This is a genomic window from Parabacteroides sp. AD58, from assembly GCF_023744375.2.
Lineage (GTDB): Bacteria > Bacteroidota > Bacteroidia > Bacteroidales > Tannerellaceae > Parabacteroides > Parabacteroides absconsus.
The window spans coordinates 3,039,020-3,054,626 of record NZ_CP146284.1 but is presented as its reverse complement, the minus strand read 5'-3'; the positions used below and the strand labels follow the sequence as shown (position 1 = coordinate 3,054,626).

Genomic DNA, 15,607 nt, shown 5'->3' with positions numbered 1-15,607 from the left:
AAAATAATATGCTTATCTTTGCCTGATACAAAAGTACAAATAATTTAACGAATATAAGTGTCTGATGAATCTAAAAAGCACATTACACACGATAATTAAGATATTTCTACCTCTCTTACTGGGTTGTCTTTTGCTCTGGTTTCTGTACCGCAACATGGATATTACCGAGATCTGGCAGGTCATCAAGTCAGGTGTTGATTACCGGATTATCCTGTTTTCTCTTCTATTTGGTTTGTTTGCCAATGTCGTCCGTGGATTTCGCTGGGGCCTGCTGATCCGTTCATTAGGCGAGAAAATCAAAATGAGCAACATCATTTATGCCGTATTGGGAAATTATGCCGTTAATCTGGTTCTGCCCCGTGTAGGAGAAGTCTGGCGCTGCGGTATGATCACCAAGTATGAGAAGATTTCTTTCTCCAAACTGCTCGGTACACTGCTGATCGACCGGGTAAGCGACACCATTATGGTGGGACTGATCACCTTATCCATTTTTGTTTTCAACATCGAATTCTTCATTCATTTCTTCCGTCGTAATCCTGATCTGATCGTCGGTTTCCGCTCGATGTTCAACTCGATCTGGATTTACGCTTTTTTGGTAATTATTATCGTTGCCGTTTGGTTCGTATTCAAATATTTGAGTAACTTTACGCTGGTTCAAAAAGCAAAAGGAGTTTTGAAGAATATCTGGACCGGTATCCGCAGCGTCTGGGTAATGAAAAGCAAAGGTTTATTTCTGATACAGACACTGTTAATCTGGACTGGCTATTTCTTTTATTTTTACATCACTTTTTATGCGTTCGATTTCACACGTGATCTGGGCATGTCGGTAGGTCTGATAGCCTTCACCATGAGCAGCATCGGTGTGGCAGTTCCAGTACAGGGCGGTATCGGGCCATGGCATTTCATGGTGATCTCTACGTTGGTCTGCTTTGGTGTCAACGAAAATGATGCAGCCGCTTTTGCCCTGGTGGTACACACGGTACAAACGGTTTGGACCGGTATTTGTGGACTGGCAGGTGTTGTGGCCTTACCACTCACAAACAAAAACAGTGATCAGCCGAATCACGACAATTGAAAATTAAGCAGGCAGGTTTTTTCATCGTATTTGAAGCCTCGCCAGCTCAACTTAAATACTAACAAACTAATAACATTATGTCAGCAGAGATTAAGGAGCTATCACCCAAGCAAGTGTGGGGCAATTTTTATGAACTAACCCAAATTCCACGCCCAACAGGGCATGTTGAGGCAGTAAGCCGTCATATTGTAGAATTTGGTAAGAAGTTAGGGCTTGAGACTTTGCAAGATAAAGTAGGAAACGTATTGATCCGCAAGCCGGCTACTCCTGGTATGGAAGACCGGAAGACCGTTACTTTGCAGGCTCATCTGGATATGGTTCCGCAAAAGAACTCGTCGGTCAATCATAATTTCCTGACCGATCCGATCGATGCCTGGATTGACGGAGACTGGGTGAAGGCCCGCGAAACGACATTGGGTGCCGACAATGGAATCGGCGTATCCTTAGCCATGGGCGTGCTGGCAGACAATACACTGAAACACGGTCCGATAGAAGCACTCTTCACCGTTGATGAAGAAGAAGGCATGGTAGGAGCTTTCGGGCTGAAACCAGGTTTCCTGAAAGGTGATATTCTGTTGAACTGTGATTCAGAGAAGGAAGGCGAACTGTTTGTAGGTTGTGCCGGTGGTGCCGATATGAACATCACTTTCCAATTCAAGGAAGATACCTATATTCCGGAAGGCGACGTAGCTGTCCGCCTGCATTTATCCGGACTGAAAGGAGGCCACTCAGGCGTGGACATTCACTTGGGGCGTGGAAATGCCAATAAACTGATGTTCCGTTTCCTGAAAGAGGCTGTTTGTGACTATGGTGCCCGTCTCTCAGCCATTGAAGGAGGCAACTTACGGAATGCCATACCACGAGAAGCAGTGGCTGTTGTTACGATTCCGGGAGACAACGTAGAAGCCTTATGGGAACTGGTTTCTGATTATCAGGACATGTATCAGGAAGAGTTTGCCGGCATCGAAGAGAACATTCGTTTCTCAGCAGAAATGACAGACCTGCCAACCACCTTGATCCCCGAAGAAATACAAGACGACCTGATCAATGCCATCGAAGGTTGTCAGAACGGAGTCATCACGATGCTGCACGACTTCCCAGGCACTGTTGAATCATCTTCCAACCTGGCCATTGTCAAGTCTACAGACGAACTGATAGAAATCAAATTACTTGTCAGAAGTTCTTCCGAAAGCCGCAAAGATGCACTTTGCTCCAGTCTGGAAAGTATTTTTGCCTTAGCCGGAGCCAAGGTTGAAATCACGAACGGATACAACGGATGGCAACCGAATATCAACTCCCCCATTTTAGATCTGATGAAACAGACGTTTGCAGATCTATTCGGCAAGGACGCAGAAGTAAAAGTCATGCACGCCGGTCTGGAATGCGGCATTATTCAGGGAGCCTATCCGCAGATGGACATGATTTCCATCGGTCCGGACCTCGAGCATCCGCATTCACCGGATGAACGCGTCAGCATTTCTTCAGTGGCCCGCACCTGGGAACTGATCAAGCATGTACTGGAACGTATTTAAATACGTATAACAGCTATTATGGAACAAGATTATAAAGAGAAAGGCCGGTTATGGAAAGTCCTTAACCGGTCTTACATATATCGGGATGCCTGGCTGACAGCCAGGAAAGACACCGTGCAGTTGCCCAACGGGAATATCATTCCCAACTATTACATCCTCGAATACCCCAACTGGGTCAATACCATCGCCATTACAAAAGACCAGAAGTTTATCTTCATCCGTCAGTACCGGCATGGCATCGAAGAAGTACGCTATGAACTGTGTGCCGGCGTGTGCGATCCTGGTGACGCATCTCCGCTCGAATCAGCACGGCGTGAATTATGGGAAGAAACCGGCTACGGGAATGGAAACTGGTCACCGTTCATGACTCTTTCTGCCAATCCCAGCACCATGAACAATCTGACTTATACCTTCCTGGCAACAGATGTAGAACCGATCTCTGCTCCCCATCAGGAAGCAACCGAAGATCTTACCATCCATCTGCTTACACGGGATGAAGTACTCGACCTGTTGCGTTCTGACCAGATTCGCCAATCCCTGCATGCGGCTGCTTTATGGAAGTATCTATTTTTAAGTCTATAAGTTTAAATTAGAATGAAAAATAAGAAGCAGATCCTATCTATACTGTTTTTCCTGGCTACTACAGGTACAGTCATGGGACAGAATCAGACAACACCGACAGTTCAGATACCGGATTCATTGCAAATATTGGACAAAGATCCGAATTTCACCACCTACACAGCAGCCGGCTTTGATCAATGCTGGGCAGCTTATCCGGGAGCACAGCTGGTAGATGTGCGCACAGCAGATGAATACGCCAAAGGACATATCGCCTCCGCACGGAACATCGATGTCAAAAAAGAGACTTTCCTGCAGGAAGCCGATTCCCTGTTAGACAAAAGCAAACCGGTAGCCGTTTATTGCAAGGGTGGTGTTCGCAGCCGGATGGCCGCCAAACAACTGTTGAGCAAAGGATTCATGGTTTATAACCTACAAGACGGTTATGACGGATGGCTCCGGTATCAAGAGGGGGAATAAAAATACAATACCTTACAAGAAATGTGTCAAAATAAACAGATATGATCTCAACACAAAATTGATGCTATCTGTTTATTCTGACACATTCTATTTTAATTGCTCTTCAACGCATAAATCCGTCGGATAATATCCACAATCTTCAGGCCTTCGAGAGCTGTCGTCGTATTCTGAGCTCCCGATTGCTGCAAGACCTCCACTACATTACGGATCACAAAGTTATGATTCTGGGCCGATCCTTTATAAGGTCCATAATCATTTCCCGGATTCGTCGGAGCCAGTTCCGGCATTTCGTATTCCTTAATGTGGCAGTATTCTACTTCATTCATATACTGTCCGCCTATCTTGACACTTCCATTCTCAGCAATGATCAGCATACTGCTCTCCATATTCTTGTTCCACACAGCTGTTGAATAGTTCAAGCTGCCCATGCCACCATTTACAAACTCAAATGTCACCAGACCGGAATCTTCAAAGTCAGTCAGCTGCTGATGATTGAAATCGGCAAAACGCGCCTGGATATGCTGTATATCTCCAAAGAGCCAGTACATAATGTCAATAAAATGAGAGAACTGGGTAAACAGAGTACCACCGTCAAGATAAGCATTTCCATGCCAGCCACCCGGCTTATAGTAACGCTCGTCGCGATTCCAGAAGCAGTTCAACTGAACCAGATAAATCTTTCCCAACCGTCCGGAATCGATCATCTGCTTAATCCAGACAGACGGCGGAGAATAGCGGTTCTGCATCACACAGAATACTTCTTTCTGGAACTTCAGAGAAGCCTGCAAGACCCGCTCGGCATCCTGCACCTGCAAAGCCATCGGCTTTTCGATCACCACATGATGCCCCGATTCAATCGCCTGAATCGCCATTTCAGCATGAAGACCGTTCGGCACACATATATTGATAACGTCTATATCCAAACCAGATTGAAGCAGCGAAGTCAGATCCGAAAAGAATGCCACCGGATAGGCTTCAATACCAAGTTCCTCTTTCGGACGGATATCACACAAGGCCACCAGTTCTGCTCCGGGATCACGTACAACCATTTCAGCATGCCGCTTTCCAATATGTCCGCATCCGACAACGGCAAAGCGTATTTTCCTTTTATTTTCCATAATTACATACGGTTTCAATGATGTAATCCACTTCTTCGGGTGCCATCTCTGTATGAATCGGCAATGACAACACCGACTGAACTAACTTTTCAGAAGCCGACAGAACCGAACCGATTCGGGAAAAACCATAGAAGGCCGCCTGTTTATGCAACGGGAGCGGATAATAAATCATCGAAGGTATTCCTTTTTCCCGAAGGTATTGCTGCAGGCCATCCCGTTGTCCATCGGCCACCTGCAAGGTATATTGATGATAGACATGGGTTGAATAGGAAGCCCGGACAGGAATCTGCCAGCGGGGATCATTACCGAATGCCTCATCATAGCGCTCAGCCACCTGACGGCGAGCCTCTGCAAACGCATCCAGATGAGGAAGTTTAGTATCCAGCACGGCAGCCTGCAAAGTGTCCAGACGAGAATTACATCCGATTATCTTATGATGATATTTCTGCTGCTGCCCGTGGTTGGCGATCATCCGGATCCGTTCAGCCAGACGTTCATCAGCAGTCATGACAGCTCCGCCGTCACCATAACAGGCCAGCGGTTTGGAAGGGAAGAAAGAGGTCGTACCGATATGGGCAATCGTTCCGGCTTTCCGGCGACTGCCATCGGCAAACAAGACCTCTGCCCCCAGCGACTGGGCATTATCTTCAACCACATACAGATGATTCTGCTCGGCAATCTGGATTATTTTTTCCATATCGCAGCATTGACCGAACAAATGCACGACGACGATAGCCCGCGTCTTGGGCGAAATCGCCGATTCTATCATCCAGGGATTAATATTAAACGTCTTTTCATCGACATCTACCCATACTGGTATCAAGCCCAGCAGTGAGACCACTTCGGCAGCTGCCACGTAGGTAAAAGCCGGCACGATCACTTCATCTCCCGGCTTCAGGTCAAGTGCCATCAGCGCAATCTGCAAGGCATCCGTTCCGTTACCGCAAGGTATGACAGACGGAACATCCAAGTACGATGACAAATGCGAGGCAAAACGCTGTACCTGAGGTCCGTTAATAAAGGCACATGAATCGATTACTTCCTGCATAGCCAGATCCAGCTCCGGACGTAGCCGCAGATACTGTCTATGCAGGTCAACCATCTGGATTTTATCCATAGCCTTTTTATTTAACTTCGCTACCCGGTTTCACTTCCTTCTCCGGCGTAATGACAGCCAATTTTCCATCAAAATCTTCAGCCGAAAGAATCATACCTTCTGATACAATGCCTTTCAACTTACGAGGTGCCAGATTGGCAATAAAGCAGATCTGTTTGCCAACCAGTTCTTCCGGTTTATAATAATGGGCTATACCCGAAACGATCGTCCGTTTCTCCAGACCGTCATCGATACGGAACTGCAACAGCTTGTCGGCTTTTGGTACTTTTGTACATTCCAGCACTGTACCAACTCGGATATCCAACTTCGTAAAATCGTCGAAGGCGATGTTTTCACGTACCGGCTTTGCTTTGTAATTTGCCTCTTCATTGGCTTTCTTGGTAGCCAGCAGCTTGTCGATCTGAGCCTGAATCACGTCATCTTCAATCTTTTCGAACAACAGTTCAGTCTTTCCTAACTGATGACCGGCTTCCAGCAGATCAGTTGCACCCAAGCGATTCCAACCGAGCGCTTCCACATTCAGCATCTTATTCAGTTTTTCCATACTGAACGGCAGGAACGGTTCAAATACGATCGCCAAATTTGCTGTAATCTGCAAGGCGATATTCATGATCGTTGCCACACGCGCCATATCCGTCTTAGCCAACTTCCAAGGTTCCGTGTCAGCCAAGTATTTATTACCAATACGGGCTAAGTTCATCGCCTCTTTCTGGGCATCGCGGAAATGGTATGTATCCAGCAGACGCTCTACATTTTCTTTCACATCTTCAAAGTCCTTCAGGGTCTGACGGTCATAGTCGGTCAGTTCACCGGCAACCGGCACCTTACTGTCAAAGTATTTGCCTGTCAGGACAAGGGCCCGGTTGACAAAGTTACCCAAGATAGCCACCAGCTCATTATTATTACGAGCCTGGAAATCTTTCCAGGTAAAGTCATTATCCTTGGTTTCAGGCGCATTGGCTGTCAGGACATAGCGCAGCACATCCTGCTTGCCAGGCATATCTACCAGGTATTCATTCAACCACACAGCCCAGTTGCGGGAAGTAGAAATCTTGTCACCCTCCAGGTTCAGGAACTCATTGGCAGGAACATTTTCCGGCAGATTATAAGAACCTTCGGCCTTTAACATGGAAGGGAATACGATACAGTGGAACACGATATTATCCTTACCGATAAAATGAACCATCTTGGTCTCGGGATCTTTCCACCATTTTTCCCAACTGTCAGGCAATAATTCCTTCGTATTGGAGATATAGCCGATCGGAGCATCAAACCAGACATACAATACCTTGCCTTCAGCACCTTCTACCGGCACAGGAATACCCCAATCCAAGTCACGACTCACGGCACGAGGCTGCAAGCCCATATCCAGCCAGCTCTTACACTGACCATAAACATTCGGTTTCCATTCCTTATGTCCTTCCAGAATCCACTGGCGGAGGAACGGTTCCCATTTGTCAAGCGGCAAATACCAGTGTTTGGTCTTACGCATGACCGGTTTGCTGCCGCTGATAGCAGATTTCGGGTTGATCAGATCCGTCGGACTCAACGACGTACCACAAGCTTCGCACTGGTCGCCATATGCTCTTTCATTTCCACAGTGCGGGCAAGTACCCGTAATATAACGGTCGGCCAGGAATTGCTTAGCCTCTTCATCGTAATATTGTTCGCTTGTTTTCTCAATAAACTCGCCTTTATCATACAACGTACGGAAAAAATCGGAAGCCGTCTGGCAATGAATGGCAGAAGTAGTACGTGAATAAATATCAAATGAGATACCAAAATCTTCAAACGACTTCTTGATGATAGCATGATAACGGTCAACCACATCCTGCGGCGTAATACCTTCTTTCTTCGCACGAATGGTAATAGGCACACCGTGTTCATCAGAACCACCAATCATAATTACTTCTTCACCCTTCAAACGCAAATAACGGGCATAAATATCGGCTGGCACATAAACGCCGGCTAAATGACCGATATGAACCGGACCATTCGCATACGGCAAAGCCGTAGTAATCAATGTTCTCTTAAATTTCTTTTCCATACTGTGATGTTCTCTTTTTGAACTACAAAGGTAAGGAATTATTTGGGATTGAAGGCAACTTCACGGAAAATTGAGAACCGCCAAATGGGAATTGCCTAGAGATATTAAATTCTTAAAAAAATTAAACACATAAACATTACTCGTCTATTCCGGTTTTATAAGCGAAACGTCAAATAATATTTATTAATCAAAAACTATTTGTCTAATTATTAATTTCAGTAACATTCAAGATGAAACAAAGAATGAGCAAAAAGATTCTATTAGTAGGACTCAGCAGTGTATTTTTCATGTCATGTACGTCAGACGAAGACCTTACAAATCCCGTTCAGCCGGAGAATTTCACCAAAGTCCGTATGATCGTAGATGACTTCTTCCAAAGTACAGCTTCAGCCTTGCCAACAGGAGAAAATTCGATTGGTGAAATCGAGGCTTATTTGTTCCAAAATGATACGTTAAAGAAATGTTTAGGTCCTTTATCGAGCAGTGGAGACAACACTTATCAGTTGAACATCATGAACAGTGACAAAGGTGATATTTATTTTATCGCCAATACAGAAGGACATGTCAATGTCAGCGGTCTGGAAGAAGGAGTTACTTTAAAGGCAGACTTCCTGAAGCTGGCTTCTAAACTGAATGACGATCAGACCCGCCTGAAAGGGAACCATATCCTGACAGGAAATTACCAGCGTACCAAAGCCGGAAATGCAGAAGTGAGTCTGCAGCGTGGTGTTGCCCGTCTTGACCTGACGGTAAATGTACCACAAATCAAGGTAAAAAGTGTTCGCATCGACAATGTATCGAATACGGGATACGTATTTAAGCAATCAGGCGTAGAAACACCTGCCGACGTAGAGAAGAGAAGCATCCGCCGCGACTTCACTGAGCCGCTGACAACCAGCGAAACCGGATTGTTCTACCTCTATGAACAGGCTAACGCTGAAATGAAACTGACCATGGAAATTGAAGCAGACGGTAAATCCAATACATTATCTGCCCAGTTGCCAGCGTCATTGAGCCGAAACACCATCTATACGCTGACAGTCAACAAGACCGGCACGGAAGATTATGAAATCAACATCCAGGTGACTACCAGTGTTGAAGAGTGGACTCCGGGCGAAGATGTAACGGCTACACCCGATTCAATTGTTTCTCGAAACGTATAAACTTCATTTGATCTCGTATGAATAAATATTTCTTGTTAGGACTTATTTTCATGCTCGTTTTCAGCCGATGCACCGAGCACGATGATATCCGTCAGACGATAAACAACTCCAGTTCATTCCGTATTCAGGCGGCCCATTTTTCCGTATCCGGAGCCAATGCGTCCCTTCCTGAAGAAGATCAGATCCGCGAACTGGATGCTTACCTGTTTGACGAAGGTAAGCTTATCAAAAAATATGAAGATTTAGCGAGGCAAGATGAGAACTTATATTCAATAGAGGTCCCTGATAACAAAGGGACACTCTATTTCTTAGGAAATTCAGATGCAATCACCGATCCGTCCGACATCCTTTCTGGTATGGCTGAGGAAGATTTTCTGCAACTGACAACCTTGCCTTCTGCTTCTTCTGCCAGTCATTTTCTCAGTGGAAAACTGGATCTGAACGGTACATCTACCTCTCGTCAGGTATCGTTGCGGCACGGGGTTGCCCGACTCGACCTGTCTCTTCAGGACGCAGAGACAACTGTCAAAAGTATAACAGTCAAACAAGTTGCCAAAACAGGATATCTGTTCGGACAAGACCCGGTGAAGACGGCTCCTCATACAGAATTTGAAGATGTGAATCTGTCGTTCGAACCACAATTGAGCGCGTCGCAGTCCGGATTATTGTATCTGCATGAACAACAGAACGACCAGTTAGCTGTGTCGATTGTCATCACGCACGGCGGTAAAGAAAGTCTGTTAAAGGCACAACTGCCTGCCACTATCAAAAGAAATGCGGTCTATACCATCCGCATCTATGGAAACAATGCTGTCATTGAAGCTGAAATCAAAATCGATGAATGGAATGACGGCGAAGACCAGAAACTGTATCCGGACTTATCATCACGGGTATTGGTCAATCCGGAACGGTCTGTCTTTCCGGAAGGCGTTGTCCTTGCCGGAAGTCAGGATGCCATTCAGGTTCCTTATGCTGCAAGCCGAATGACGCTTGTCTTAGACGCACCCAGTGCCGTAGACCTGCAGGTAAAAGATCCCAGCATGGGCCTGTCAGTCGAAGCGGTACCCGATACGATCAATAAGTTTATCGTGACTACCAGCTTAAATCCGATCGGCCATGCGGAAAAGCAGACAGCACTCTGGGTCAGATATAAAATGCTGGAACAAAGCTATGAAGATAAAATAAACATCACCTTGCAACCGAATGACATACAGATGGAAGGATCGCTATCATTCGATACCCAACGGATCTGCGATTATGCCAAATATCTCGACGGAGAACTGGCACAGTTTACCCTGACCGGTGGAAAACAGATCCAGACAGAAGGTGCCTGGCTGAAAGCGGAAGTGAATGAACAGCATCCCGAACAAGTCCGCCTCCTGGCCGGATGGAAACCGAATGATCCAGAAGCCGACGGGCGTGTACAAGAAGGCAAGCTGAAGATACTCAGTGCCGACGGAGATGTACTGGAAGAATATACGATCAGACGGCGGAATTACGGTTTACCGGTAGTCAATGTAGACGGTACGTGGTGGTGCAAATACAATATGCGCGGTAACGTCAAGAACTTTGATGACCAGATTTCCATCCAGGAAGATCCGGCCAAAGATGTCAGCCTGTTCGACTACCTGTCTACCTGTACGGATGAAGAATGGCTGGCTGTCTGGGGCGATGTCTATCAGGGAAACAATCCGAACGGACTTCCGCTCCGGCACAATGGAACGTCTTTCTACTATGAAGGGTTTGATCAGGACAACACGGTTCAAATCGGCGATCTGCCGGTTACGGAAATGGCGCCCGACGGATATCAGTTACCGGGAGAAGCAGAGTTCAGCCAGTTCAAAATGGACCATGCGACTTCTTCAACGAACATCAACTTCGGGCATGGTGCTACAAACGGTTACTGGACACAGGCCAGAAAACGACTCAATATTAAGAATCACGAACGGACTAACCTGATGTTCGGCGACGTGAGCTACGGACCCGTGCACCATCACAGTATTAAAATAGAAACGGAGAATTCAACGGAACTGATTCTCTTCGGGCCCGGAGCACAGAACAACAATCAGGGAAGCAACATGTTCAGTCCGCTCAGCATCATCTTTGCCGGACATTTCGAAGGTGGCTTCACCTGGACAATGGAAGGTTATTCTACGGCTTCGGGAAAAGGAAACTGGTTTAAGACAAATACGTTCTATCCCAGATATACCCGTGTCATCCGATGCATTAAATCACCCGTAGAATATATTTACAACTAAGCGGCACATCTACAGTTACAATATAGGAAAGGCCGGCATGGCCGGAAAGTCGTACTACCGACGTTTCAGAAACGACTTCTGCCTGCCGGTTCTTTTTCTGAACAGACTTGAATATAATATGAATCTACAACGATATTTCTTATTTCTACTTCTTATGCCGTTCCTGTTCTCCTGCGACGAACAGGACAACTGGGAAAACCGGCCTGATACAACCCGTGGCATTCTGTTCCATCTCTCGGAAGAGCCCTACGACGGTGAAACGCCTCAGACAACCCGCTCGACCGGAGAATTCAGCCGGGTTGAACACCTGATTGTTACAGACGAAGGAGATCCGGTTCTCAACATTAAAAGTATATATTTGGCTGAAAGCCGGAAAATCCTGGCCGAAGGATTGCAGACCGGATCGTACAAGCTACTGGTATTAGGTATCATCGGCGACGAGAGCAAAGACCAGGCCACGGTGCATACCATCTCATCAATACACGACACCTGGCTTTCTTTCCCCGAAAACCTGCAACGTCCGCTGGAAGCTGAATATTTCTATGCGCAGATTCCGTTTACAGTATCACTCAACAGCCAGGGAAAAGAAGAAAGCTCGCTGTCTGAAGTCAGCCTGAAGCGAATCATCGGCAAGGTTTCCTTCGATTTCTCCTACAACAACGACTATGTACGTACGGCTGTTACCGGCTTAACCCTGCATCTGCCAAATACCCGTTTCTATACGACATTCTCGGCCAACCAAGAATATTCGGGACAGAGCGACGGAACGGTTCAGATCCAGTCACTGCAAGGGAAACAGGAATTTCTGTTCATGCCGATCGTGGGCGACGAGAGCACTGGCTCCATCGAAATGGTCAAGCGACATCATTCGGATCCGGAGAGCATGCAGCAATATGCCTTCCGTCTCCATATCCAGCCGAACCGGAACGAAGCGGTCAGCACAACTTTGGCCTGCGATGACGACCACGACGGAATTGTCTTCGCTACCGACCTGGCTTACGAAGAAAGTCCGCATTACAGCATTCTGAGTGACACAGAGTCGAAAGAAGTCTATTACGACGCCAGCCAGCGTTCGTTCTATATCAACCAGCCGCTTCAGGTAAGCATTGACGAAGAAGCCCGGCTGCATACCCGCTTCTATTCGGTCCGTCCGGTGAAAGGAATGACCATCTATGCCCGGATCAGCCAGTACAGTTCGGAATGGCTCAAATTTGCCTACTTCGATGAAATACCGGTATTGGGAGATGCCTTGTTTCCTCTTCCTTTCATGACGAGAGATGTGGTCTACTATACAGAATCCGGCAAACGGGTGAAAATACCCAGACAGGAGACTTTTTCCAACAGTCAGATCGAGTTCAAGCTGGCATCCGATGATCCGTACTGGAAAATGCTCGAAAAGATCAAGATAAACTGGTATCTTTCGTTTGCGTCTTTTGGCGGTGATCCGGATGCGGCCGACGGAAAGCCTTCCGGTAACTGGCGTGCGGTTCGTCCGGTACATATCCGCGAGTACATTGCCTTCTTTACCAATGCAGCTTATATGTGGGAGCTACCGGATTGTGAACAGACCATGCACGATTATGTGGCGGCTAATGGAGATTTCCATGATGACCAAGGCCAACCGGTTTCGGTCAGTACGGTCATGGAGCAGTTTCGGAACATGAAGAGTTTCAAGATCGGTCTGATCAAGCCGGGAGGTGTTGCCGGATTAGGCGGTAGCGGTGTGTACGGGTTAGCCCAGTACATCCTGACCCATCATTACAGCAATACATATTATTGCAGCCTGGCGTTCCATGAATTAGGGCATTGCATGGGATACCTCGGACACAGTTCGTCTTTCACATACGGCCCGTGGGCTGAAAAGGTCATGAACAACTACTATGTCAATAATATTCACCGGTTCCCTGTCGATTCGTGGGAATACCTGCGTTCTCGGGAGAATCCGTACTTATATAACCCATAATAAAAGCATCACTATAGTCTATTCAATATGAAACAATACTTCATGGGGCTATCAGCCCTCCTTTTTCTGCTTTTTTGTGTTGCCTGTTCGGAAGATGCCGTTCATCTTCCGGCTGGTTCGCTGCAGTCCGGCATCAAAATCCGGACCGCGGCTTTCGGTACACAAGGGACAACGACAGAACTGCCGGCTGAAAAGCAGATTTCCAACCTGCAGGCTTACTTGTTCTCAGGGAAAGCATTAGTCCGTTTGTTTACGGACCTGTCTGTCGGCTCCGACAGTATCTGCCGGATTGATGCCGACAACGAAACCGGAAAGCTGTATTTCCTGGCCAACATCGACGCCGAAGTCAGAGCCGAGATATACGAGCAAATGCCAGAAGAAGAATTTCTCCTGCTGACAGCCCAGAATCCGTCAGCCGGGAATGCGCCCCAAATTCTGTCGGGTGCCTTAGACCTGTCGGCTTCTGCTCTAGGAGCCACCGTGCACCTGCAGCGCGGCATTGCCCGTATTGACCTGGAAATCGCTTCTCCGTCAGTCGAAGTCAACGAAGTAACCGTTGCGCAAATCTGCCAGGCGGGTTATTTATTCCCTCAGGAAGAAATCCAGTCGGTGCCGGGTGCCGCTCAGGAAAGCCTGGTACAGACCTTCAGTACGCCACAGACCAGCCAGGTTCCCGGCCTCTTCTATCTCTATGAGCAGAAGAACAGTCAGCTGGAAGTACAGGTAAAAGCCTCCATCAACGGGATTGCTCAGGTACTTCGGACCACTTTGCCCCAGCAGATTGTCCGGAATTATGTCTATACCCTGCGCCTGAAAGGAACAGGCGCCAAACTGGAAGCCGATATTCTGACAAACCAGTGGGAAAATGGTGATCAGGAAAACGGTTCCTTAAACGAGCGGATTAGCATCGACCTCCAGTCTTTGCCCGCAGGCGTCACCTGCGAAGGCAACCAGATATTCATCAGTCATTTGGGAAGCTCTTTTACCTTGCGCCTCAACAAGCGGGAAGAGGTCGATATCCGCATCAGTCAGTCGGATTCTCATTTCCAGGTTCTTCCGACAGGCAACTCGACTTCCTTTCAGGTCAGTGCCGATCATGTTTCTCCGGGTGTTCATGAGAAATGGGTACATCTGGATGTTTATCCGGCCGGTCAGCCGGATGTACGCATCGGCCGGATCAGTCTGATCCAGAAATCCAACCCGACCGCTCTGACGGGTGTCTTGTCGTTCGACCAAGACTGGCGACGCGACTTCAACCGGTATATCGACGGCGAATTAGGTGTATTCACCCCGCAACCGGGCAAGGAAATCCGGGTAGAGACCAATGATATTCCCTGGCTGAAAGTATATCCCGAAGCCGGAAATCAATATCGTGTCGTAGCCGGTTGGAAACCGAACGACCCGGATGCCGACGGCCGGAAACAGGAAGGGAAAATCATCATCTGCAATACCGACGGTACCGAAGCGGAAGAATATTTTGTGAGTCGCCAGTACTGGGGATTACCGGTAGTCGAAGTCAACGGAACCTGGTGGTGCAAATACAATCTCCGTGGCAACGTCAAGCGCTTCGAAGACCAGATTCTGCTTTCCAATGATCCGGCAGCCGGACGGGAATTGGGTGATTATCTCTCATCCTGCACCAACGATGAGTTCCTGCACGTCTTAGGCGACCAGTATCAGGGAGGAAATCCGAACGGCCTGCCGTTGCGGTACGACGGTTCGAACTTCTACTTCGAAGGAATGCAGGCCAGCGCCGGGAATTTCGGAACGCTTGATCCGACAGAAATGGCACCCGACGGTTTCGAGATACCGGATTATGATGATTACCGCTTCTTCACGGCCAGCAACAACTTCAACTTACGCTACGGTTCTAATGCGTTCAACAACAACTTGGGACAGCGCCTGACGTTTGATATTGTAGAGCGCGACGCCTCTTTTTTAGGCGGTTCTTATGGTCCAGTCAACTTCTACGACTTCAATTACAACGGAGCGCATCTCGTCCTCTGCGGCTTGGGCCATCAGTATAGCACGGATACAGCCTCCGTAGCCAGGATGATGATTCTGTTTGCCACCTACGGTAACAGCGGTTCTACCTGGCTGATTGAAGGCAGCTCGCAGGCAACGGGAACAGGCAACTGGTATAAATATACCGGACAGAACTCAACCAAGACGCGTACCATACGATGTGTTAAGACGCCAGTTGAATATATGATCGAGTAATTCGTTATAAACCTTACACGACCAAAGGACAGGCGGGGAATAAAAACCCGATCCTGTCCTTTTTTTCATCTTCAAT

The 15,607-nt window shown here is 47.4% G+C and carries 11 protein-coding genes; 8 read left to right on the top strand and 3 right to left on the bottom strand.

The features are described 5' to 3' along the window. Positions 1 to 64: 64 nt before the first annotated feature. The 4 genes from NEE14_RS12990 to NEE14_RS12975 all read left to right on the top strand — a co-directional run bounded on the left by NEE14_RS12990 (position 65) and on the right by NEE14_RS12975 (position 3,645). Positions 65 to 1,075 (top strand): lysylphosphatidylglycerol synthase transmembrane domain-containing protein, encoded by a 1,011-nt coding sequence (locus tag NEE14_RS12990; protein WP_251967002.1) that lies wholly within the window; start codon positions 65 to 67, stop codon positions 1,073 to 1,075. Between the two features lie 77 nt (positions 1,076 to 1,152). Further along, positions 1,153 to 2,607 carry an aminoacyl-histidine dipeptidase gene (locus NEE14_RS12985; RefSeq protein ID WP_251967003.1) on the top strand — a complete coding sequence of 485 codons (1,455 nt, stop codon included), beginning with the start codon at positions 1,153 to 1,155 and terminating at the stop codon, positions 2,605 to 2,607. 18 nt (positions 2,608 to 2,625) lie between these two features. Then, positions 2,626 to 3,189, top strand: a complete 564-nt coding sequence (locus tag NEE14_RS12980) for an NUDIX hydrolase (protein ID WP_251967004.1) — start codon at positions 2,626 to 2,628, stop codon at positions 3,187 to 3,189. Between the two features lie 12 nt (positions 3,190 to 3,201). Next, positions 3,202 to 3,645, top strand: coding sequence for a rhodanese-like domain-containing protein (locus tag NEE14_RS12975; protein WP_251967005.1), 444 nt, complete (start codon positions 3,202 to 3,204; stop codon positions 3,643 to 3,645). Positions 3,646 to 3,737: 92 nt separating this feature from the next. On the opposite strand, the gene NEE14_RS12970 is transcribed toward NEE14_RS12975, so the two are convergent. From NEE14_RS12970 to metG, 3 genes are read right to left on the bottom strand one after another with little or no spacing between them, the layout of a single operon-like run. After that, the gene (locus tag NEE14_RS12970; RefSeq protein ID WP_251967006.1) at positions 3,738 to 4,763 is read right to left on the bottom strand and encodes a Gfo/Idh/MocA family protein; all 1,026 of its coding nucleotides are present in this window, start codon (positions 4,761 to 4,763) and stop codon (positions 3,738 to 3,740) included. Beyond that, a complete protein-coding gene (locus tag NEE14_RS12965; RefSeq protein ID WP_251967007.1) occupies positions 4,753 to 5,880 on the bottom strand; it encodes a DegT/DnrJ/EryC1/StrS family aminotransferase in 1,128 nt (375 codons plus the stop codon). Before NEE14_RS12965 ends, NEE14_RS12970 begins: the two co-directional genes overlap by 11 nt. A 7-nt stretch (positions 5,881 to 5,887) precedes the next feature. After that, positions 5,888 to 7,927 (bottom strand): methionine--tRNA ligase, encoded by a 2,040-nt coding sequence (gene metG, locus NEE14_RS12960; RefSeq protein ID WP_251967008.1) that lies wholly within the window; start codon positions 7,925 to 7,927, stop codon positions 5,888 to 5,890. Positions 7,928 to 8,169: 242 nt separating this feature from the next. Here metG and NEE14_RS12955 point away from each other — a divergent pair, with 242 nt between their 5' ends. The 4 genes from NEE14_RS12955 to NEE14_RS12940 all read left to right on the top strand — a co-directional run bounded on the left by NEE14_RS12955 (position 8,170) and on the right by NEE14_RS12940 (position 15,531). Beyond that, the gene (locus NEE14_RS12955) at positions 8,170 to 9,090 is read left to right on the top strand and encodes a fimbrillin family protein (RefSeq protein WP_251967009.1); all 921 of its coding nucleotides are present in this window, start codon (positions 8,170 to 8,172) and stop codon (positions 9,088 to 9,090) included. A gap of 17 nt (positions 9,091 to 9,107) precedes the next feature. Next, positions 9,108 to 11,348: a FimB/Mfa2 family fimbrial subunit gene (locus NEE14_RS12950; RefSeq protein ID WP_251967010.1), complete on the top strand. Its 2,241-nt coding sequence runs from the start codon at positions 9,108 to 9,110 to the stop codon at positions 11,346 to 11,348. A gap of 118 nt (positions 11,349 to 11,466) precedes the next feature. Beyond that, positions 11,467 to 13,311 (top strand): hypothetical protein, encoded by a 1,845-nt coding sequence (locus NEE14_RS12945; RefSeq protein ID WP_251967011.1) that lies wholly within the window; start codon positions 11,467 to 11,469, stop codon positions 13,309 to 13,311. A gap of 27 nt (positions 13,312 to 13,338) precedes the next feature. Continuing rightward, positions 13,339 to 15,531 carry a hypothetical protein gene (locus tag NEE14_RS12940; protein WP_251967012.1) on the top strand — a complete coding sequence of 731 codons (2,193 nt, stop codon included), beginning with the start codon at positions 13,339 to 13,341 and terminating at the stop codon, positions 15,529 to 15,531. Positions 15,532 to 15,607 lie beyond the last annotated feature (76 nt).